Annotated in this window: 19 protein-coding genes; 12 read left to right on the top strand and 7 right to left on the bottom strand. The window is 69.1% G+C overall.

Translation table 11 applies throughout. The annotated features are described in order from the left end of the window. Positions 1–61: 61 nt before the first annotated feature. From R2E43_RS18290 to R2E43_RS18265, 6 genes are all read left to right on the top strand, one after another. Positions 62–2,389 (top strand): penicillin acylase family protein, encoded by a 2,328-nt coding sequence (locus R2E43_RS18290; RefSeq protein WP_332056376.1) that lies wholly within the window; start codon positions 62–64, stop codon positions 2,387–2,389. After that, positions 2,382–3,002 (top strand): GNAT family N-acetyltransferase, encoded by a 621-nt coding sequence (locus tag R2E43_RS18285; RefSeq protein WP_030872424.1) that lies wholly within the window; start codon positions 2,382–2,384, stop codon positions 3,000–3,002. The genes R2E43_RS18290 and R2E43_RS18285 overlap by 8 nt, the downstream gene beginning before the upstream one ends. Further along, on the top strand, positions 2,999–3,496 hold the full coding sequence (locus tag R2E43_RS18280) for a cupin domain-containing protein (RefSeq protein ID WP_003974912.1): 498 nt from the start codon (positions 2,999–3,001) through the stop codon (positions 3,494–3,496). The genes R2E43_RS18285 and R2E43_RS18280 overlap by 4 nt, the downstream gene beginning before the upstream one ends. Then, entirely contained in the window at positions 3,493–4,287 is a 795-nt protein-coding gene (locus R2E43_RS18275; RefSeq protein ID WP_003974911.1) for an SDR family NAD(P)-dependent oxidoreductase, read from the top strand. Before R2E43_RS18280 ends, R2E43_RS18275 begins: the two co-directional genes overlap by 4 nt. A 561-nt stretch (positions 4,288–4,848) precedes the next feature. After that, the gene (locus R2E43_RS18270; protein ID WP_332056375.1) at positions 4,849–6,618 is read left to right on the top strand and encodes a copper resistance CopC/CopD family protein; all 1,770 of its coding nucleotides are present in this window, start codon (positions 4,849–4,851) and stop codon (positions 6,616–6,618) included. A 115-nt stretch (positions 6,619–6,733) separates the two neighbouring features. Continuing rightward, positions 6,734–7,543 carry a hypothetical protein gene (locus R2E43_RS18265; protein ID WP_332056374.1) on the top strand — a complete coding sequence of 270 codons (810 nt, stop codon included), beginning with the start codon at positions 6,734–6,736 and terminating at the stop codon, positions 7,541–7,543. Here R2E43_RS18265 and R2E43_RS18260 read toward each other — a convergent pair. After that, on the bottom strand, positions 7,540–8,673 hold the full coding sequence (locus R2E43_RS18260) for a glutathione-independent formaldehyde dehydrogenase (RefSeq protein ID WP_003974908.1): 1,134 nt from the start codon (positions 8,671–8,673) through the stop codon (positions 7,540–7,542). The two genes, R2E43_RS18265 and R2E43_RS18260, sit on opposite strands and share 4 nt — an antisense overlap. Before the next feature lie 140 nt (positions 8,674–8,813). On the opposite strand from R2E43_RS18260, the gene R2E43_RS18255 reads away from it, so the two are divergent. Then, the gene (locus tag R2E43_RS18255) at positions 8,814–9,005 is read left to right on the top strand and encodes a hypothetical protein (protein ID WP_003974907.1); all 192 of its coding nucleotides are present in this window, start codon (positions 8,814–8,816) and stop codon (positions 9,003–9,005) included. Between the two features lie 22 nt (positions 9,006–9,027). Here R2E43_RS18255 and R2E43_RS18250 read toward each other — a convergent pair whose 3' ends face one another. Then, positions 9,028–9,864 (bottom strand): MIP/aquaporin family protein, encoded by an 837-nt coding sequence (locus R2E43_RS18250; RefSeq protein WP_173668747.1) that lies wholly within the window; start codon positions 9,862–9,864, stop codon positions 9,028–9,030. A 283-nt stretch (positions 9,865–10,147) separates the two neighbouring features. On the opposite strand from R2E43_RS18250, the gene R2E43_RS18245 reads away from it, so the two are divergent. Beyond that, positions 10,148–10,651: an SRPBCC family protein gene (locus R2E43_RS18245; RefSeq protein ID WP_011029408.1), complete on the top strand. Its 504-nt coding sequence runs from the start codon at positions 10,148–10,150 to the stop codon at positions 10,649–10,651. Then, positions 10,648–10,983 carry an ArsR/SmtB family transcription factor gene (locus R2E43_RS18240; protein WP_003974904.1) on the top strand — a complete coding sequence of 112 codons (336 nt, stop codon included), beginning with the start codon at positions 10,648–10,650 and terminating at the stop codon, positions 10,981–10,983. The genes R2E43_RS18245 and R2E43_RS18240 overlap by 4 nt, the downstream gene beginning before the upstream one ends. A 762-nt stretch (positions 10,984–11,745) precedes the next feature. On the opposite strand, the gene R2E43_RS18235 is transcribed toward R2E43_RS18240, so the two are convergent. From R2E43_RS18235 to R2E43_RS39000, 3 genes are all read right to left on the bottom strand, one after another. Further along, positions 11,746–12,357, bottom strand: a complete 612-nt coding sequence (locus tag R2E43_RS18235; protein WP_231908923.1) for a hypothetical protein — start codon at positions 12,355–12,357, stop codon at positions 11,746–11,748. Positions 12,358–13,266: 909 nt separating this feature from the next. Further along, positions 13,267–13,635 (bottom strand): transposase, encoded by a 369-nt coding sequence (locus R2E43_RS39005; RefSeq protein ID WP_265701131.1) that lies wholly within the window; start codon positions 13,633–13,635, stop codon positions 13,267–13,269. Positions 13,636–13,730: 95 nt separating this feature from the next. Continuing rightward, a complete protein-coding gene (locus R2E43_RS39000) occupies positions 13,731–14,495 on the bottom strand; it encodes an IS701 family transposase (RefSeq protein WP_265701132.1) in 765 nt (254 codons plus the stop codon). Here R2E43_RS39000 and R2E43_RS18220 point away from each other — a divergent pair. From R2E43_RS18220 to R2E43_RS18210, 3 genes are all read left to right on the top strand, one after another. Beyond that, positions 14,488–15,489 (top strand): hypothetical protein, encoded by a 1,002-nt coding sequence (locus tag R2E43_RS18220; protein ID WP_332056373.1) that lies wholly within the window; start codon positions 14,488–14,490, stop codon positions 15,487–15,489. The genes R2E43_RS39000 and R2E43_RS18220 overlap by 8 nt on opposite strands. A gap of 1,371 nt (positions 15,490–16,860) precedes the next feature. After that, the gene (locus R2E43_RS18215; RefSeq protein ID WP_332056372.1) at positions 16,861–17,457 is read left to right on the top strand and encodes a helix-turn-helix domain-containing protein; all 597 of its coding nucleotides are present in this window, start codon (positions 16,861–16,863) and stop codon (positions 17,455–17,457) included. Beyond that, positions 17,454–17,909: a hypothetical protein gene (locus tag R2E43_RS18210; RefSeq protein WP_332056371.1), complete on the top strand. Its 456-nt coding sequence runs from the start codon at positions 17,454–17,456 to the stop codon at positions 17,907–17,909. The genes R2E43_RS18215 and R2E43_RS18210 overlap by 4 nt, the downstream gene beginning before the upstream one ends. Before the next feature lie 138 nt (positions 17,910–18,047). Here R2E43_RS18210 and R2E43_RS18205 read toward each other — a convergent pair whose 3' ends face one another. Together R2E43_RS18205 and R2E43_RS18200 are read right to left on the bottom strand one after the other, a co-directional pair. Beyond that, positions 18,048–18,608, bottom strand: a complete 561-nt coding sequence (locus tag R2E43_RS18205) for a GNAT family N-acetyltransferase (protein WP_332056370.1) — start codon at positions 18,606–18,608, stop codon at positions 18,048–18,050. Next, positions 18,605–19,378: a GntR family transcriptional regulator gene (locus R2E43_RS18200; RefSeq protein ID WP_332056369.1), complete on the bottom strand. Its 774-nt coding sequence runs from the start codon at positions 19,376–19,378 to the stop codon at positions 18,605–18,607. Before R2E43_RS18200 ends, R2E43_RS18205 begins: the two co-directional genes overlap by 4 nt. Between the last annotated feature and the right edge of the window lie 411 nt (positions 19,379–19,789).

Raw genomic sequence — 19,789 nt, 5'->3', positions numbered from 1 at the left:
ATTCGGCCACGACCGCCATAACTTAGGTGAGCCTAACCTAAAGGAAAGTAGAGGCACAGGGGTGAGCGCCGAGACCTACCGCGACGCCTGGGGAATCCCGCACCTGCGCGCGGACACCCCGCACGAACTCGCCCGCGCCCAGGGCCGGGTCACCGCCCGTGACCGCGCCTGGCAACTGGAGGCCGAGCGGCACCGCGCCCAGGGCACCTCCGCGTCCTTCCTCGGCCCCGAGGCCCTGTCCTGGGACCGCCTCGCCCGCCGCGCCCGCCTCGCGGACACCGCCCGCCGCTGCTTCACCGCCCTGGAGCGGAAGGACCCGGAGACGGCGGCCTGGGTGCGGGCGTACGCGGACGGCGTGAACGAGGGGCTCACCGAACCCGGGCGCCCGAACCCGGCCCCGGAGTTCGCCCGCACCGGCCTCGTCCCGGGCCGCTGGGACCCCTGGACCCCGCTCGGCGTCTGGCTCGCCACGCACATCCTCTTCGCGGGGTTCCCCGCCAAGCTCTGGCGCGAGCACATCTCCACCCACCTCGGCCCGGAAGCCGTCGCCCTGTTCGCCGCCGACGGCCCCGGCACCGCGGGGAGCAACGGCTGGCTGGTGAGCGGCGAGCGGACCACGACCGGACACGCGCTGATCGCGGGCGACCCGCACCGCTTCATCGAGGACCCCGGCGTCTACCAGCAGGTCCACCTGTCCTGCCCGGAGTTCGACGTCGTCGGCCTCGCCGTGCCCGGTGTCCCCGGCGTCGCCCACTTCGGCCACACCGGCACGGTCGCCTGGGCCATCACCAACGCGATGGCCGACTACCAGGACCTGTACCGCGAGCGCCTGCGCCGCACCGGCGCCGGGGTCGAGGCGCTCGGCCCCGACGGCATCTGGCACCGCGCCGCCCGCCACACGGAACGCATCGACGTCGCCGGGGAGGACACCGTGGAGGTCGAGATCATCGAGACCGACCGCGGCCCGGTGATCGCCGGCGGCCCCGAGGGCCTCGACGACGGCACCCCGGCCGCCCTCAGCCTGCGCTACCCGCCCCGCGTCACCGCCGACCTCGGCTTCGGCGCCCTGCTGCCGCTGCTGCGGGCCCGCCGGGTCGCCGACGTGGACCGCGCCCTGGACGCGTGGGCCGAGCCGGTCAACGTGGTGCAGGCCGCCGACACGGAGGGCGGCCTGCTGCACCGGGTCGCGGGCCGCGTCCCCGTGCGCCCGGCTGCGAACGGCCTGCGACCGGTCCCCGCCTGGGAGCCCGGCCACGAGTGGACCGGCTGGCACCCCCCGCCCCGCGCCGGCCTCACCGACGGCGTCGCGGTGATGGCCAACCAGCGCGGCCCGGCCACGCCCCTGGGCGTCGAGTTCGCCCCGCCGCACCGCGCCGACCGCATCACCGCGCTGCTCGCGGGCAAGGAGCACTGGTCAGCGGCGGACATGCCCGCGATCCACACGGACACCCACCTGGGCTCGGCCGCCCCCCTCCTGACCCACCTCGCAGCCCTGCCTTCCGAGGCCGCACTGGCTTCCGAAGCCGCACTGACGCCCGAAGCGGCACTGGCTTCCGAAGCACTGACGCCCGAAGCGGCACTGGCTTCCGAAGCCGCACCAGGGCCCAAGGCCGCACCGACACCTGAAGCGGCACCGGATCCCGAAACAGCACCGACGCCCGAGGCCGCACCGACACCCGAAGCCACCCCGACCGCCGCGCCCCCCGAGGCCCCACCGACCCCCCTCACCCCCCTCACCCCTCTCACCCCCGAGGCCGCCGCCCTGCGCGACCGCATCCTCGCCTGGGACCGGCGGATGGACGCCGACAGCACCGACGCCGCGGCGTACGCGGCCGTGCGCGCGGCGGTCGTACGCAGACTGGCGGCGCACCCGGTCCTCGCACCCGCGTCCGTGCCGCCCGCGTACCCCGAGGTGCTCCTGCCGTGGCTCGCGCTCGTGCCGCGCCTCGGCCACGCCTTGGAGCACCTGCTGCGTGCGGAGGACCTGTACGGCATCGACCGCGCCGCGGCCGTCCGCGCCGCGCTGGAGGAGGTCGCCGCTTCGCCGCCGTCCGGCACCTGGGGTGACACCCACCGCCTGGCCCCCTGGCGGGCGCTGCCGGACACCGCCACCGCCCCCGGGGGCGAGCCCGGCCTCTCAGGGGACCACGACTGCGTCCTGTGCACCTCCCCGGTGCCCGGCCTCACGGACCGCGCCGCACGCGGCCCGGCCGCGCGGTACGTCTGGGACCTGGCCGACCGCGCGAACAGCCGCTGGGTGGTGCCGCACGGCGCCTCGGGCCTCCCCGGCTCACCCCACCACCACGACCAGCAGCCCCTGTGGCTCGGCGGCGAACTCGCCCCGGTGGTCACCGACTTCGACCGGCTCACGAAGGAATCCGATGACTGACGCACCCGCGACCCCGTACGCCGCCCGCACCCCGGTCCACGAGCAGCACCTCGACGGCTTCGGCACCGTCCGCGTCCTGCCCCTGGTCCCCGCCGCGGACGCCGCGGTGGTCCACGGCTGGGTGGGCGAGGAACGGGCCGCCTTCTGGGGCATGAACGACCTGACGCGCGACCAGGTCGCCGCCGTGTACGCCCACATGGGCACCCTCGACACCCACCACGCATTCCTGGTCGTCAAGGACGGCGAGCCGGCCGCTCTGCTCCAGACCTACGATCCCGCGGCCGACCGGGTGAGCGAGTGCTACGCCGCCGAGCCGGGCGACATCGGCGTCCACCTGCTCCTCGCCCCCGCCGGAACCGAGGGCACGCGCCCCGGCTGGACCGCCGCGCTGTCGGGTGCCCTCATGGCGTACGTGCTGTTGGGCCTGGACCGGACGCGGATCGTGGTCGACCCGGACGTGGCCAACGAGAAGGCGATCGCCCGCTTCCTCAAGCAGGGCTTCACCGCCGGTCCCGCGGTGGTCCTGCCCGAGGTCGACCTGCCGGACGTGTACCTGCCGGAGAAGAAGGCGCAACTGGCCTTCCTGCGGCGGGAGGTAGCGTTCGGCGCGTGACTCCCGCGCCGACACCGACCGCCGAAGATTTGATCGCGCACTACGCACTGGAGCCCATTCCGCGCGAGGGCGGGCTGTTCCGGCGCACCTGGGCGGGCCCCGGGCGTCCGGACGGGCGCCCCGCCGGTTCCGCCATCGTCGCCCTGCTCACCGCGCGACCGGGCGACTTCTCCGCCCTGCACCGCCTGCCCGCCGACGAGGTCTGGCACTTCTACCTCGGCGATCCCCTCGAACTGCTCCTCCTCGCCCCGGACGGCAGCGCGCGTACGGCCGTGCTGGGACCGGACGTCCTGGGCGGGCAGCACGTGCAGTACACGGTGCCCGCCGGTACGTGGATGGGCGGCCGGGTGGGCGCGGGCGGCGCGTGGTCGCTCTTCGGCTGCACGATGGCGCCGGGCTTCACCTACGGGGACTACGAGCACGGCGACGCCGCCGATCTCACGGCGCGCTACCCGGCCGAGGCGGCCCGGATCGTGTCACTGTGCCGCCCATGACGCCCGCGCCCCGTTCCGCCGCCTCCACACACCTGCTCGACGGACGGATCGCCCTGGTCACCGGCGCGGGCGGCGGCATCGGCCGGGGGATCGCACTGCGCTTCGCCGAGGAGGGCGCGGCGGTGGCGGTGCACTGCCGTACGACGGTGGAGTCGGCGCGGGAGGTGGCGGAACGCATCCGCGGCCGGGGCGGACGCGCCACCGTCCTGCGCGCCGACCTCACCGACGAGGACGCCTGCCGTCGCCTGGTCGGGGAGGCCGCCGAGTGGGGCGGCGGACGGCTCGACGCGCTGGTCAACAACGCGGGCGTGCAGCCGCTGCGGGAACTGCCCGGCATGACGGCGACCGAGTGGCGGGCGGTGGTGGACACCAACCTGACCGGCGTCTTCGCGTGCACGCAGGCCGCGGCCGCCGTCATGCGCGCCCAGGACGGCGGCGGCACGGTCACCCACATCGCCTCCATCGAGGCCCGCGCCCCCGCTCCCGCGCACGCGCACTACAGCGCCTCGAAGGCGGCGGTGGTGATGCACGCCCGGTCGGCGGCGCTGGAGTACGGCCCGTGGGGCGTGCGGGTGAACTCCGTCTCCCCCGGCCTCGTCGACCGCGAGGGACTCGCCGAGGCCTGGCCGGAGGGCGTACGGCGGTGGCGGCGGGCGGCACCGACGGGACGGCTCGGACGCCCGGAGGACGTGGGCGACGCGTGCGTGTTCCTGGCCTCGCGGCTGGCGTCCTGGGTGACGGGTCACGACCTCGTGGTGGACGGCGGGGTGACGGCCCGCCCGTCGTGGTGAGGAAACACCGGGCGACCCGCTGAGCGAGACGGCCTCCGCGTCCGTACGTATCCCCGAGGCAGTGGGCCCCGACGACGGAGATACGACGTGAGCCGTGGTGACGATGCGCACGCTGGACGCCGGGGGCGAGGGGGAGGACGCGACCGGACACAGCGGTGGGACCACGGGGACCGAGGGGACGGGAGCACTTCTCGTGGTCTCCAGGGCCGGGCTGGCCGGGCCCGCCAGGCCGGCCGGGGCGGTCGGGACCTCCGGGACCGTTGGCTCCAGCGGAACCGCCGGGACGCACCGGCCAGCCGGGACCGCCGGGCCGGCCGGGGCCGGGACTGTCGCGTCCCCCTGGACGGTCAGGACGGTCGGGACCTCAGGGCCAGCCGGGACTGCCGGCCGGGCCAGGCCCGTTGGCTCCGGCGGAACCGGCGGAACCGGCGGGACCTGCCGGCCAGCCGAGGCCAGGCCTGTCGCGTCCCCCGGGACCGTCGGGACCTCAGGGCCAGCCGGGACCTCCGGGTCAGTCGGAGCCTCCCGGACCTCCCGGTCAGCCGGGCACTCCGGCGCCTGGTGCTGCTGGGCCCCCTGCTGGTCCTGCTCCTCCTCGGTGGCGCCGGACCGGCGTCCGCGCACGCCGCCCTCGGTTCCACCGACCCCGCCGACGGAACGGTCCTCCAGCGGGCCCCCGGCCACGTCACCCTGACCTTCAGCGAGTCCGTCGGCCTGCGCGACGACTCCTTCCGCGTCCTGGACCCGGGCGGTCACCGCGTCCGCACCGGAGCGGCCGGGCATGCGGACGGCCGGTCCGACACGGCCGGGGTCGCGCTGCCGGACGGCCTGGGGGAGGGCACGTACACCGTGGCCTGGCGGGTGGTGTCCGCCGACAGCCACCCGGTGTCGGGCGCGTTCACCTTCTCCGTGGGCAAGCCGTCGCAGACGTCCGCACCCGTGGACACGGGCCCCACCGAGGACCCGCTGACCGCGGGCCTCCACCAACTCGCCCGCTACCTCGCCTACCTCGCCGCCGCCCTGCTCATCGGCACCGCCGCCTTCGTCGCCCTGTGCCGTCCGCCGGACCCTGCCCCGTTGCGCCGCCCGCTGGTGGCGGGCTGGTGGACCCTGCTGGCGGCCACCGTCACCCTCCTGGTGCTGCGCGCCCCGTACGAGGCGGGTACGGGCCCGTCGTCGGCCCTGGACGCCGCCGCGCTCGCCGACACCCTCACCGCGCGCCCCGGCGTGCTGCTGCTGATCAGGCTGGCGCTGCTGGCCCCGGTCGCGCTCTTCCTCGTCCGGGCGTCCCGCGCGGACCGGCGGGGGGAGCGCACCCTCCTCGCCGGCGCGGTGGGCATCGCCCTGGCCGTCGGCCTCGCCCTGACCTGGGCCGCCGCGGAACACGCCTCCGCCGGTATCCAGGTGCCCCTCGCGATGACGTCCTTCACCCTGCACCTGCTCGCCACCGCGGTCTGGCTGGGCGGCCTCACCGCCCTGATCCTCACCCTGCGCGTCTCCGCGGACGCCGCCACCGTCACCCGCTTCTCCCGTGTCGCCTTCGCCTCCGTGACCGTCCTGGTGACCACCGGCGTCTACCAGTCATGGCGGGGCCTCGGCTCCTGGCAGGCGCTCACCGGAACGACGTACGGCAGACTGCTGCTGGTCAAGGTGCTCCTGGTGGCCGCGCTGCTGGCCGCGGCGGCGGTGTCCCGGAGGTGGACGACGGCCCTGGCGACGGAGCCTGCCGCCGTACGCGAGCCCGACCGCGTGCACGAGCGGATACCGCAACCGGCAGGCGGCCCACCCCCGGAGCCACCGCGGCCACCGCGCCCGCCCGATGCCGGCACCGGGACCGAGCCCGCCCTCCGGCGCGGCCTGTACCGGTCCGTCCTCGTCGAGGCCATCGTCGCCGCCGTCGTGCTGGGGGTCACCACCGTGCTCACCGCCACCCTGCCCGGCCGTGCGGCGGACGAGGCGGCGCGGACGGCCGTACCGGCGGGCGGTGTGCTGCCCGCGTCGGTCACCACGATCCCGTTCGAGATCGGCGCCTCGGGCCGCGGCACGGTCCAGATCACCCTGGACCCCGGCCGCACCGGCGACAACGCCGTCCAGGCCGTCGTCTTCGGCCCCGACGGCAGCCTGGCCGCCGTACCCGAACTGCGCCTCTCCTTCACCCTCCCCGACAAGGACGTCGGCCCCATCGAGGCGGACCTGGTCGACCGGGGCGGCTACTGGAGCGCCAACACCGTCACCCTGCCGCTCCCGGGCACCTGGACGATGAGGGCGACGGTCCGGGTGTCGGAGATCGACCAGGTGAGCGAGACCCGGCGGATACGGGTGGAGCGGTAGACGACGACGGACGGATTGCCGGGACACGGCAGCCGCAGACCCTCTCCGGTTGCCGTCCTGCCTCGTTGTTTTCCGGGGCCCCTTGGACGGAACCTGACCGGGAAGGGGGCGGGCGATGAGGTCGAGGGCGACGGCACCACGGGAGACGACGGCACCACCGGAGACGACGGCACCACGGGCGTGGGCCAAGGCGCGGTTCACGGACGGGCGGTCGCCTGGCCGGGCACGGCGCACAGGGGTGCTGCTGATCCTGCTGGCCCTGGCCTCGGCGGCAGCATGCTGGCTCACGTTCGCCCGGTGGCTTCCCTCCGACGGCGAGTGCTACCAGGACTACCGAGCAGCCGAGCCCTGCTCCTCCGACGCGCTGAGCCGGGGGGACACGGACTGCTTGAGCACCTGGCACCTCACCGTGCAGAAGACGGAGAACAGAACCGCCGGCAAGGAGTCCGTGCACGACGCGACCCTGACGTACCGGGACTCTTGGCGCCGGACCGTGCACCTCGACGGCTCAGGACCGCTCCTGGAGCGGCTCGTGCCCGGCGACCGGGTCACGGCCACCGCCTGGCGCGGCGAGATCATGGTGCTTGGCAAGGACGGGGTGCGACAGGACACCTTGGAGGCGCCCCGCGACGAACTCCAGATGAACGCCGCCGCCGGTGTGCTCGCAGGGCTCCTCGCCGCGCAGTGCCTCGTGTTCGGCGTGGTGCGCCTGGTCAGGCCGCTGGACCACGAACCGCTGACCTGGGAGCCCTACGGCAGGTGGTTGCTCTTCGGCCTCGTCGGCGTGAGCTTCGCGGTGGGCCTGTCAGCGGTGTGGACCGGCCTCCCGTGGGGGACGGTGCCTCTGGTCGCCGTCCCCCTGGCAGCGTGCGTGGCGCTGTGGTTCCGGCTGCGCCTGCGTCCGCGCCTGCGTCCGCGCGGCTAGGGGTGCAGGACCACCTTCGTGTAGCCCTCGATCCGCTTGTCGAACTTGTCGTAGCCGGACGGGGCCTGGTCCAGGGGCAGTTCGTGGGAGACGACGAAGCTCGGCTCCGCCCTGCCCTCGATGATCATGTCGCGCAGCTGCCGGTTGTAGCGCTTCACATTGCACTGGCCCGTCCCCACCCGCAGGCCCTTCTCGAAGAGCTTGCCGATCGCGACGAGGAGCATGCCCTGCTTGGCCTGCTCGTCCGGACCGCCCGGGTCGGCCGGGACGTAGAGCCCGGGAACGCCCAGGGCCCCGGTCGGCCGGACCGTGTTGACCAGCGAGTTCAGGACGGTCGCTGGTTCTTCCTTGCCCGTCCCGCCCGCCGTCGCCTGGTAGCCGACGGCGTCCACGCCCTTGTCCGTGCCGGCGCCCTCGGTCTGCTCCTTGATCTGCTCGACCGGGTCGCCCGCGGAGAAGTCGACGGGCACCGCTCCGATCTCCTCGGCCTTCTGCAGCCGCTCCGGGACGCGGTCGACGACGAACACCTTCTTCGCGCCGCGCAGCAGCGCCGAGTAGGCCGCCATGAGCCCGACCGGACCGGCCCCGTACACGGCGACGCTCTCGCCGGGACGGACGTCGGCGAGTTCACACCCGTGGTAGCCGGTCGGGAAGATGTCGGCGAGCAGGATGAAGTCGGTCTCGTGCGCGTCGCCCTCGGGCAGCTTCAGGCAGTTGAAGTCGGCGTACGGGACCCGCAGGTACTCGGCCTGGCCGCCCTGCCAGGGACCCATGGACACATAGCCGTACGCGCCGCCCGCGAAGCCGGGATTGACGGTCGTGCAGTAACCCGTGTAGCCCGCGGCGCAGTTGGTGCAGAAGCCGCAGGCGACGTTGAAGGGCATGACCACGCGGTCGCCCTTCTTCAGTCCCGTGACGCCCTGCCCCACCTGATCGACGATCCCCATGTTCTCGTGGCCGAAGACGATGCCGGGCTCGGCCGCGGTGCGCCCCTCGTACATGTGCAGGTCGGAGCCGCAGATCGCAGTCGAGGTGACGCGCACGATCACGTCGTTCGGATGCCGGATGTCCGGCTTCTCGACGTCCTCGACCGCGACAGAGAACGGTCCTTTGTAGACGACAGCCTTCATGGTCGTGCCTCCGTCCGCGCGCGGATTTCCGTGACCCATCTCTCATGGTTCTCCGGTCGACGCGACGGGGCAAGTCGGTAATCTCGGTAAATCCCGGGCGAACGAGACGCCCGCCGCACACCGCGAAAGGAGGCCAGAGGGTGTCAGCGCAACGACTGGGAACTCTGCTGGTTCCCGTGCCGGGTCTGTCCGGCACCACCTACCCGCCCGGCACGACGGTGACCGTCCGCGGACGCGGCGCCACCGTCGACGCCTTCGTCGACGGTGACTGGCTTCCGCTGTCGTGGTGGGAGTTCTCCGACGGGCTGCGCGAGGACATCGCCGACCGCTAGGCCCTGTCGCCGGGGTCGTCCGTCAGGAGGGCTCCTCGGTGGCCGGCCCTTCCTCGCGCTCGGTCAGCCTGGCCTTCAGCACCGGGCTGACGAGCAGGTCGTACACCAGGACCCCGACGACCCCGCCGATGAGCGGGCCGACGATGGGGATCCACCAGTAGCCGCTGAACCACTGGAAGGTGCCGGGCAGGGCGATGTCGCCCCATCCTTCGAAGAAGGTGAACAGGCGCGGGCCGAAGTCGCGGGCCGGATTGATCGCGTACCCGGCGTTGGTGCCGAAGGTGAGGCCGATCGCGACGACGACCAGCCCGATGAGGTAGGGGTGGAGGTTGGCCATCGGCGCCGTGTTGCGGGTGTCGATGAGCGCGCAGATCAGCAGGAGCAGGATCCCGGTGCCCACGATCTGGTCGAGCAGGGGGCCCCACCAGGAGTCCCCGAAGTACTCCGCGGGGAACGTGGCGAAGATGGAGTACGTGTTCAGGGACGTCTCCCGTGTCTCGCCCGCCTTGGCGATGGCCGCGTCGATCGCCCACCGGTAGCAGGCGTACACGAGCGCGGCGGCGACGAACGCGCCCACGACCTGGGCGAGCCAGTAGGGCAGCACCTTCCGCCACGGGAAGTCCCGCCGCACCGCGAACCCGAGGGTCACCGCGGGGTTGAGGTGCGCCCCGCTGATGCCGCCGGCGACGTAGACGCCGAACACGACGGCCAGGCCCCATCCCCACGAGATGATCAACCAGTTGGCGGGTCCGAAGTCCGCGGTCTGCCGGCCCGAGCCGGGCAGTCCGGCGACCGCGACGGCCACCGACCCGACCCCGAACAGGATCAGGACGAACGTCCCCAGGAACTCGGCGCACATCTCACCGCCGAGGCCCTTTCGATAACCGCGTCGATGAACAATGCGTTCGGCCACCGGCCCTCCTTCACTGGAAACGCAACAGACCAATCCGCTCCATACCCGCAAAGTGGACCCTGGGTGGCTCAATCGGGTGATAGTGCGACATATACCCGCGAGACTCCCCCTCGATGGAGCAACGCGAGGACACGAGATGCAACCGCCAGGTTGCTAATAAGCTCTCGATGTGCAACCGTTTAATTGCAGTACAGCCCGGCACTCAGCAGTACGGAGAAGGGGACGAATCATGAACGAGTCGGCACATTCCACGACCGAGGCGGCCGAGCTCGACCGGATCGCCCGGCAGATCGACATCGACGCCCCGGCCGACCGGGTGTGGGAACTGGTGGCCCGGCCCGGCTGGTACGTCAACGACGGCGCGGTCGAGGCGGACCAGGACGTGCGGTACGAGGGCGACACGGCGGTGGTGCGCCATCCGTCCCTCGGCGAGTTCCGGTTCCGGACGGTGGAGCTGGACAGGCCGCGCTACGCGGCGTTCCGGTGGATCGGCACCCCCTCCCGCGACGAGTCGGCCCCTTCGACCCTGGTCGAGTTCTGGATCGACGAGCGGGACGGCGGCGGGGTGACCCTGCGAGTGGTGGAGAGCGGCTTCTCCGGCCTCGCCGACGACCCGGCGACCTGGCTCGAGCAGCGCGAGGGCAACGACAAGGGCTGGCTCATCGAACTGGCCGCGGCGAAGGCGTACGTGGAGCAGGCCGCGCCCACCACACCCGCCACGGGGCACCGGTGACCGCCCCCGCCCTGCCCGCGGTGTGCGCGGCGCTCGGCGACCCGACGCGCTGGGAGATACTCGCCCGGCTCGGCGAAGCCCCGGTGTCGGCGTCCGAGCTGGCCAGGGCCCTGCCGGTGAGCCGGCAGGCGATCGTCAAGCACCTGGAGGTGCTGCGCGAGGTCGGCCTGGTCGAGTCCGAGCGGCGGGGACGCGAGGTGGTGCACGTCGCCGTCGGCGCCCGCCTCGGCGCACTGGCCCGCGAGCTCGACCGCATCGGCCGCTCCTGGGAGACCCGCCTGCTCCGGATCAAGACCCTGGCGGAACAGCCCGAAGCGAACCGACCGGACTGAGGACGCACGCCTCGACCGACGCGCCTCGACCGACGCGCATCAACCGACGCACCTCGGCCTACGCACCTCGGCCTACGCACCTCGTACACCGCCGAACACGTCGAAGGGCCCCCTGTTTCCAGGGGGCCCTTCGATTTCGTGCCCGGTGAGGCACTGGCGGAGGATACGAGATTCGAACTCGTGAGGGGTTGCCCCAACACGCTTTCCAAATGTTCGTACGGGGGTCCGGAGCAGGCCGTACCGTGCTGGCCTGCGGCGGTTCGTTCGGGGTGGCCCTGTTCGGACAGGGCCGGACGGGCGCGAATGAGACCAGAACTGAGACCAGCCGGAGCCTTCTCGCGCTTCCGACGGCGACTCCAATACGGCTCCAGAGCCAGTCAGGACAGGTCGTACAGCTTCAGTCCGACGTGGTTGACGATCCAGCCCTATGCCTCGCCGTCGATCGCGGAGTGGATATTCTCCGTAAGCGGTATGAGATTGCAATCCACCCGCTGGCGGCAAGGATGAGGATCGAAATCGGAGTAATGAGGGAGCCGCGCTTGGCGGCAAAAAGTAGTGCGTCAGGTGTTGTCAGGAATGCAATAAACCCGATCCACGCAAGGGAAATGAGTGCGAGGAACCCGCAAATGCGTTGCAAGGTGACCAATTTATGACTCCTCTTCTTGTTTGGTGAGAGTCGCATTGGCGCTCCTCGCCGCGCCGCAGCTCCGACGCGGGAAGTGATCCGCGCCGGAGCTGTTGTGTTCCTTGGGACTTGCGTCCTTACCTTACGAGGCCGTCGAGTACGACTTCGACCTCTTCGATGGTGGCACCGTTCGGAGCGGTCGTGAAGTGTCGCGGAGCGTTCGCCGCGGCGAGACTCTTGGCCCCGGTCGGGGCCTCCGGGAGTACCTGCGTCTCGATGAGGTTGCCCGATGCGTCGAGGGCGGGCTTCCCGTTGGAATCCGACACGGGCATGGTGTCCGGCATCGATCCTGCCGGTGCCACGTTGTCGTCGTTCACTCCAGGGGGCGCCTCGGTCGGTGCCGGCGGTGCCGCGAACGACGTGTCAGGCAGCAGGTGGGATCCAGACCACATCATGACGTCCCAGCCGTACCACGCGTTGCCGTCCTTCATACCTGCGTAGTTGCCGAGACCGTAGTAGCCGGAGCCGCACGCGCCGCCTGCCGGGGCGGTGCTGGTGATGCGCATCGTGGATGCCGGCTCGGAGTTCATGTACCACTGATCGGTCCGGTCGCAGATGAGCCAGGAGCCGTCACCCTGGGCATCGACGTACCACTTGTAGATGACGAATCCTTCTGCGAGCCACCCGGTGTTGCGCTCCCAGGGAAGGATGCAGTCGGACGGAATGGAGCTGAGTTCGGCCTGGGACATCGAGTCACCGCGGAAGTAGCCTCCGCCCGTCGAACCGTGTGACGTCTCAGACCGGTTCATGACGCATCGCGACGAATCGGCGTTCGACCAGACGAGGTCCGCGTAGTAGACGTAGTGCGCGTTCGCTGCCGTACTGGAGGCCAGGGTTATCCCAAGGGCCGCGAATAAGGCCAGCAGGCTTCTGTGGACTGCGCGTCTCAACAGTGTTCCCTTCGTGTCTGTTGTTTTCGGCGCTAGCCCCCCGTGAGGGAGTGGCTGCGAAGGGTGCTCGATGAGCCTAGGTCAGTTGTGCAATAAGGCAATGCCGACAGAACATCGGGGCTGATTATCGATGCCCTTGAGCGGTCGGCGCACCGGCAGCGGTTCCGTTGATGACCTCGGGATACGGCGAGCGAGCCCATCCCGTTAGGGCCGCAGTCTCGGCGAGGTGGTGTCGAAATATCTTCGTTGGGGTTTCCGTATTCTGGAATGAATCGAGGTGGAATACGTCTCTCCAATTGTGACCACCGGCCTGGTGCGTCGTGAGGTGGTTCCGCACGCGTGAGTGGCAGATTGAGAATTTCAGCGGCGTCGCGGTCATGCGGTTCGGACGTGTCGGGCTCTGCAGAAGACTCGCCGAGATTTCGGCGACTCCTTGTTCGAGGGGTGCGCGTGCGGCTGACAAGCCCGGCTGGCCGTCTGCTCGGTCGTGGTGAGTTCGCCTTGGTGCGGCTGGCGTTTCGGGGTGGTGACCCACTTGCCTGCACCGATGTAGGCCATGTCGGCGAGGGTGCAGTCGTGTTCAGCGCGTGAGGCTAGTAGTGCTTGGTCATGTTGGTGCGGGGTCTGGCATGTCGCGGTGACAGGTGGGGCAGGCGCCGGTCCAGATCGCGAGGAGTAACTGCAGCTCGCGAACGACTTGGTAGAGGCTCAGGCCGACGCCGTCTCTTTTGGGGAGCGGCTCAGTCGCTGCAGGGTGCAGAAGGCGTGGGCGACCGAGACGAGGGTGACGTGGTGGTGCCGGGCTGGCCAGGTTCGGCCTTCGAAGTGGGCCAAGCCCAGGGTCTGCTTCATCTCGCGGTAGTCGTTCTCGATGCGCCAGCGGAGTTTCGCGGTGCGCACGAGGGCGGGCAGGGAGGTGGCCTCGGGCAGGTTGGACAGCCAGAACTGCACGGGCTCGTCCTGGTCGGCGGGCCATTCGGCCAACAGCCAGCGGACCGGGAGCCCGGTGCCGGCCGTGGCCTTGCGGGTCTCACGTCCGGCAGGCCGGACCCGCAGGACCACGAAGCGCGAGTACATGCGTTTGTGTCCGCTGCGGCCATTGCCCGGCCTCGATCCCTCCCGCCACTGCACCGGCCGCGCGGCGCGTTTCCCGGCCGCGATGACCAGGCTCTTCACGGTCTGCGCGGGCTCGGGGTAGGCCGGGGCCGGCCGTCGGCCCAGGCCGGAGTAGGCCGGGGTGCACGGCTGTGCATGTTCGGGTTGCGCGGTGGTCGTGGTCGAGTGCCCACCACGTAGTCGAGACCGCGTTCTTCCAGGCCGAGCCGGAAGGCGGCGGTGTCCCGGTAGCCGCCGTCGGCGATGACCTGGGGTACTTCGATGCCCCAAGACCGCGTCTCGTCGATCATGTCGAGAGCCAGCTGCCACTTCTCGACATGCCCCACCTCGGCAGGAATGGCGCATCTGGCACGGCGGGCCACTTTGGCCGGATCGGCCTTCGGCGAGGCGGAGTCCCAGCTCCCGGGCAGGAACAGACGCCAGTTCACCGCCGCCGAGGCACCGTTGGAAGCCAGGTGCAGAGAGACGCCGTCCTGGCAGTCGGTGACTTTGCCCGCCGTGCCCGTGTACTGCCGGGTCACGCACGCGGAGGCATCCCCGTCCTTGAGGAACCCGGTGTCATCGATGATCAGCGCGGTGGGCTTGATGACCGGCTGCATGCGCCAGGCCAACCGGGCCCGCACATGCGCCGCATCCCACGGGCTGGAAGTGACGAAGTGGGCCAGGGCCTGCCGGTTCCCGTCCTCGCCCAGGCGGGCGGCCATCGGCTCCACCGACTTGCGCCCGCCGTCCAGCAGCAGACCCCGCAGAAAATGCCTGGCGCACCACGAGAAGCGCGAGTGCCTGTCGGAGTCAGGCGGCAAGTCGCCCTGGATGTTCATCCGCCGAGGGCGCGTAGGCGGTAGGCGACCGCTCGTCGCCTCGCACCTGCCGATCACGCACAAGGCGACGCCGGCCGAGAGTGCCCAGCACAAGGCCACCAAGGAGCGGATCGTCGAGGCTGCCGGACGGTATGGCCTGGAGGCCGAGGCCGAGGCCGAGGCCGAGGTTGCCCTGGTCAACCGGCGTAGCGTCTCGGACGCCGTCGTCACCGGTCCCAATGGGCTCAGGATCGGCCGGGAGATCCAGTACCACCACCTCAGCCCCAGCAGCGTGCGCAGACGCTCGGTCAACGCCCTGGAACACGGCGTTACCCCTCTCTGGGTGGCGAAGGATCGGACGGCTTCCTTGATCGACCGCGCTCCGTGGGCGCGGGTCGACGACATGCCATGGAAGGACATCGCCGACGGCAAAGAAATGGTGATCCGCGGCGGATATCGGCACCTCGAAGTCTGGAAGTGCGTACCGAGCAGCGAGCGCCACTGTCTCGTCAGTGACGGCGCCAGCCACTGCGGTGACATTCACGCGGACTGGTTCGTGCCCGCGCTCTGCCTCCCGCAGAGGAGACCTGTCCACATCGAGGACCTGGTCCTGCAGAGCGCCACGGGCGAGAGCGTCCCGGTCTACGTGCCCAACCGAGGGAACAGCCGGATTGGTCGGCACATGTGGGTGTCGGCTGACGACCGCGCGCTGTGGCAGGAACTTATCGGTGAGAGGACTCCTCTCCCGACGGCTCCGGACGAAGACGCAGATGACGTGATCACCTTTGCCGAGCAGGAGGTCGACCGCACTTGCCGAGCGGGGAGGAGGGCTGGTTCGTCAGCGACGGCCGCCCCGTTCGCGGTCTTGACCAGTCGACCGGTGGTTTCACCCTTCCCCGCATGCCCGTCAAGCGCTCTCGCGACCCGATGCGAATCACCACTGTGGAACGTGCCGCCGCCTCCGCCGCGCTGGGCTGTCCGCCGTGGGAGCCGGTCCGTCCTCAACGGGCGCTAGTCGGAAACTGCGACCCAAACTGCAACCTTCAACGCCGAAGGGCCCCACCGCGAACGGTGGGGCCCTTCGACATCGTGCCCGGTGAGGCACTGGCGGAGGATACGAGATTCGAACTCGTGAGGGGTTGCCCCCAACACGCTTTCCAACTGTGCGTATAGCTGTACGGAGCTGTTCATGGAGGGTTGCGCCGCAGTACAGAGCGCATGCGTGCACGCTGGTGAACGGTGGCGTCCGTAGGCGGACTGGACAACGACTAGGACAACTAGGTCATGCCCGTGGGCGAACGCGGGTGACATGCATGGAGTGACGAGTTAAGCGTCCCGCGTGGGGGATCACGGGGCAGGGCCCCGACCGTGCCCGACCATGAGTCGGTGGTGTGGTGCACTGTGACCGCGACAGTCACGGTGGGCCTCCTGAGACCAGAGGCGGATTCGTCAGGGGTGCCCACCTCCGCGGCAGGTCACGGGGGCGACTTTCAACCAAGCAGGAAGAGCTGAGCTCGTCGCACGGCGTTGATCGAAGCTCTCGTAGGCGGGTCCCATTCACGGCCAGTCGAGGGTCAGGCGGCCTGCAGTGGACTTTTACCCGATCCGCAGGCACACACCGCAGGCGCGAGAGCCTGACCAGCAGTCTTGATCGCTACCTGGCGTGAATCCGCGTCCACTGCGGTGCGTAGTTGGAACGTGAACGCTTCGCTGACCTGCCACGTAGAGAGGTTGATGGGTTCGCTAGGCACCTCGCGTTAACACTATGGAGTCATGTTCGTGCATCACCTTCACCCAGCTACGGACGGCCGCTACGGTGGCCGTCTAACCGTCTCGTGTGACTGCGTGGCGGAAGGGGAAGAAATGACAGAGAGTGACGCGCGCCCAGCATTGATCGCCTTAGGCCAACAGGCTGTAGTTGGGTGAGGAGCACTCCTCTGTCTTGTTGACCCATGGGGTGGGGGGGTACAGTCATAACTGAACTGAATCGGCAGGAGTGCACGGACTGTAGTCGGATCTACTACGAGCGCGGTCGACGGCACATGGTGGAGGCCGCTCGGACAGCAGAAGATTCATACCCATGCGATGATTTCTTTCGCGAACTGGAAACGTCGAAGAAAAAGAAAGATCGAGAGCGACTGGCGACGATCCTAATGGTTTTGGAGGATTTCGCCCATCGTGAATTGGCGTTTCCTCGAGAGATTAATAACCTCGAGGATGGGATTCGGGAATTGAAGCCGGGTGACGTCCGGCTGCCATTCTTCGACGTTCCGGAGAGTCGTGCTGGTGCAGTGCGTCTAACTCACGGCTTCATAAAAGGGACTCCATGGGCCCCCAGAGGGGAAATACGTAGGGCATTTTGGGTGCGAGAGGAGGACGCAAAGTCATGAAGAATCTTTATGAGCGATTCGCCAGCAGTGAGGACGGAGCGCAGCTATTGGCTGCGACGAGGCTGCGACGAGAAACCTTGCGCATCCTTCATAAGGCGCTTGAGGCGAGCGGTCTAACTCAATCCCAACTCGCCGAACGTCTCCGCATCAGGAAGTCTGCCGTGAACCAGGTATTCCGTGGGGACGGAAACCTTCGCGTGAATACTTTGGCGCAATATCTCAGCGCGATGGGGTTCGAGCTGGATATCCGTGCAGTCGAAGCTGGGGAGCCCCGCAAAGCCGTTGTGGAAGGCCGCGAGATGACGCCTGCGTTCAAGCAGGACTGGGTCGAGTCGGAGTCGATTAGTTCCAGTAGTGGAGCCGCGTACGGTGACGCCATCCGCCACGGCTTCGTCCATATGGCAACCTCTGTGATGCCACTTCGATTCAACTCGAACCCACTCACCGCAATGGTGGTGGAGATGCGCAGAGATCCCGAGTCCTCAGCCGGTGACTCCCTTTACGACTTCCAGGGGCAAACGGCGGAGATGCCACTACCGGAAATCGCTTCGAGTCACGAATTCCACCCGATCCGAAACGAGGTCGTTTCGTGACGGATCAGCAAGGTGAGTTCGAAAAGCTGAAAGATTTCGTGACTAGAGTTGATCTGCGTGGCATCGTCGCTCAAGAGTGCCATGCAGTCAGGCATAGCGGGACTGCTCCTGAGCGGGCTGCGGTCTCCTTGAATACGGCATTCTCATCCCGTCCTGGTGCTGTGGACTATCGCTTCACGCTGGAGTGCCAGGCGTTTGATAAGTCGGAAGAGCCCGTCGCTGACCTTTCGGTTGTTTTGCTCACCAGTTACGTCTTCAAGGGCGATGAAGTGAACGAGTCAGTGTACGAAGCGTTCGGTGCCAACGTTGCGGTTATGACGGCTTATCCGTATCTAAGGCAACACATTCACGACTTGGCGGGTCGGGTTGGGCTGGTTAACTTCACATTGGGATTGCTCAAGCAACCTAACAAGGCCCAGGGATTCTCGATAGTCGCTACTGGAACACCTTAGTAGCTTGTCGCCATGGCAGACGCCGCAGGCGAAACCTAGTGCATTGGGATCGTGGATCTCACTCGTGTGTGGGAGTCAGTCAGGTACTGTGAAGTCTGGCTCCCACGCTACTGACTCGCTGTCCGCTTCTCTTAAATTTCAGCCGAGTCGCGCGGGTGCTGCAGTTTCATCTACGAATCCGGAATCTGTGGGGCGCGTGGCCCGTTGAGCGAGCCACCCTGACACCCTCGGTCCGCCGTTCACGGCGATCCCTTGGTAAACCGTCCGCACATGCCGGAATCCCTGGCGCAGGTAGTATGCCTGCAAGTCGGTGTTCGTCGTCCAGGCGTCCAGGCGAAGCCACTTGGCACCCGCACGATGGCCTCGCTCCCCGGCCCAGTCGAGCAACCGGCCGCCGAGATCCTGGCCGGCGTGCGTACGCGCCACCGTCAGCTTGTTGATGAACAGAGAGGGTTCCCGCAGTTCATCTGCGGTCCACAGGCCCTCTTCCGCCACAGGGGTCAACGTGATTGTGGCCGCCGTGGCGTCTCCGTCGCGCACCATGAAGACCTCGCCAGCCTCAATGGTGGCGAGCAGCTTGTCAGCCGGGTAGGGACGCTGCCACTGGTCCGATCCGAGACGAGACAGCCAAGCTGCTGCCTCCTGCCGGAAGGCGAGCAGCTTGGCGAGGTCGTGCGGTTGCGCTGAGCAGATTCTCACTGAGGTTCGTTCTCTTTCCGGCCGGACAGGGTGCCGATCTCGTAGTTCATCTGGTTGAGGTCGCCCCGGAAGGTGGTGACCGTGCAGCGGATCGGCCGATCCTCCGAGTAGCCGGTGCGCGTCCAGAGCAGCACGGGCACCCCGGCGCCGATCTCCAAGAGGCGCGCCTCTTCGGGGGTCGGCATGCGGGCCGCAATCTCGTCGAAGTAGCCCACCTGCTCGATGCCGTGCGACGCGAGATACCGCGTGGTCCCCTCTTCGATGTCGCCTGGCTCTGCGAGCCGTGGTGACCGCTCTGTGAGCCAGCCCGGGTACCAGGTGGCTTGAGTCGACCACGGCACGTCATCGACGTACCGGTGGCAGAACCGCAGAACCGTGGTGGACCCCGCATCGACCTTCAACCGTTCCGCGACATCCGCCGACGCCGGAGTCATCTCGACTCGGAACGTCTGATGCGGTCGGCGGCCGGCGTTGGTCACGTCGGTGCGGTACGCGTCGCCGTTCTGTGGGAAGTCCAGGTTCTCGAACCGAGACGCGTTGAGCTTGAACACCTCGTGCGATCGGACCTCGTAGCCCAACCCCTGGCTAGACGAGACGAGACCTTGGCTGACCAGGAGGCTTAGCCCGTTCCTCACGGTGTTCCTCGAAGCGTCAAAGCGCTTCATCAGGTCGCTCTCCGACGGCAGCCGCGCGCCCGGCGCGTACGTGCCGCTGTCGATCTCTCGGCGCAGGGCATCGGCCACCTGCCGGTACTTCGGCTGCTTGCTCATGCCCCCATCATGACTCACTCGCTCAACTTGTTGGTACATGTGGGCCCCAATCCCTTGACGACTCACTGTCCGTGGGTGCAGCATCACTGCATCAGCTTGTACCAACAAGTTGAGCAAGCGGAGCAATTCCCTTGAGTTGCTATCGCCTGCGCTGATGCACAGGGCGGGGACGCTGCAATCCCGCTAAAGGCCAGGTGGAACAGGGTTTCGGCCCGTACTGGCGAGGTGGCCCGGCGACCGCGAGCAACGGCCGGAGAGTGGGGACGCGGTCCCCCTTGCAGTGCTTCACCCCCTATTGACCTCGCCGAAAGGACTGCCAGTGCGACGGCGAAGACCCTGAGTGCCGCCCGATTCGGACCGGTCGGCGGCGCTTGAACGGCTCGGGCCATCACGGCTCGCAGCACGGTTGCT

It is taken from the genome of Streptomyces violaceoruber, from assembly GCF_033406955.1.
GTDB lineage: Bacteria > Actinomycetota > Actinomycetes > Streptomycetales > Streptomycetaceae > Streptomyces > Streptomyces violaceoruber.
Note: the sequence above shows the minus strand (reverse complement) of the source record. Positions and strands in the feature narration are given on the sequence as shown.

Excerpts from the sequence above, each read along its gene's own strand:
- R2E43_RS18285 (WP_030872424.1), top strand. The coding sequence starts at position 2,382 with ATGACTGACGCACCCGCGACCCCGTACGCCGCCCGCACCCCGGTCCAC.
- R2E43_RS18275 (WP_003974911.1), top strand. The coding sequence starts at position 3,493 with ATGACGCCCGCGCCCCGTTCCGCCGCCTCCACACACCTGCTCGACGGA.
- R2E43_RS18265 (WP_332056374.1), top strand. The coding sequence starts at position 6,734 with ATGAGGTCGAGGGCGACGGCACCACGGGAGACGACGGCACCACCGGAG.
- R2E43_RS18260 (WP_003974908.1), bottom strand. The coding sequence starts at position 8,673 with ATGAAGGCTGTCGTCTACAAAGGACCGTTCTCTGTCGCGGTCGAGGAC.
- R2E43_RS18250 (WP_173668747.1), bottom strand. The coding sequence starts at position 9,864 with ATGTGCGCCGAGTTCCTGGGGACGTTCGTCCTGATCCTGTTCGGGGTC.
- R2E43_RS18245 (WP_011029408.1), top strand. The coding sequence starts at position 10,148 with ATGAACGAGTCGGCACATTCCACGACCGAGGCGGCCGAGCTCGACCGG.
- R2E43_RS18235 (WP_231908923.1), bottom strand. The coding sequence starts at position 12,357 with ATGTCCCAGGCCGAACTCAGCTCCATTCCGTCCGACTGCATCCTTCCC.
- R2E43_RS39005 (WP_265701131.1), bottom strand. The coding sequence starts at position 13,635 with ATGTACTCGCGCTTCGTGGTCCTGCGGGTCCGGCCTGCCGGACGTGAG.
- R2E43_RS18220 (WP_332056373.1), top strand. The coding sequence starts at position 14,488 with ATGTTCATCCGCCGAGGGCGCGTAGGCGGTAGGCGACCGCTCGTCGCC.
- R2E43_RS39000 (WP_265701132.1), bottom strand. The coding sequence starts at position 14,495 with ATGAACATCCAGGGCGACTTGCCGCCTGACTCCGACAGGCACTCGCGC.
- R2E43_RS18215 (WP_332056372.1), top strand. The coding sequence starts at position 16,861 with ATGAAGAATCTTTATGAGCGATTCGCCAGCAGTGAGGACGGAGCGCAG.
- R2E43_RS18200 (WP_332056369.1), bottom strand. The coding sequence starts at position 19,378 with ATGAGCAAGCAGCCGAAGTACCGGCAGGTGGCCGATGCCCTGCGCCGA.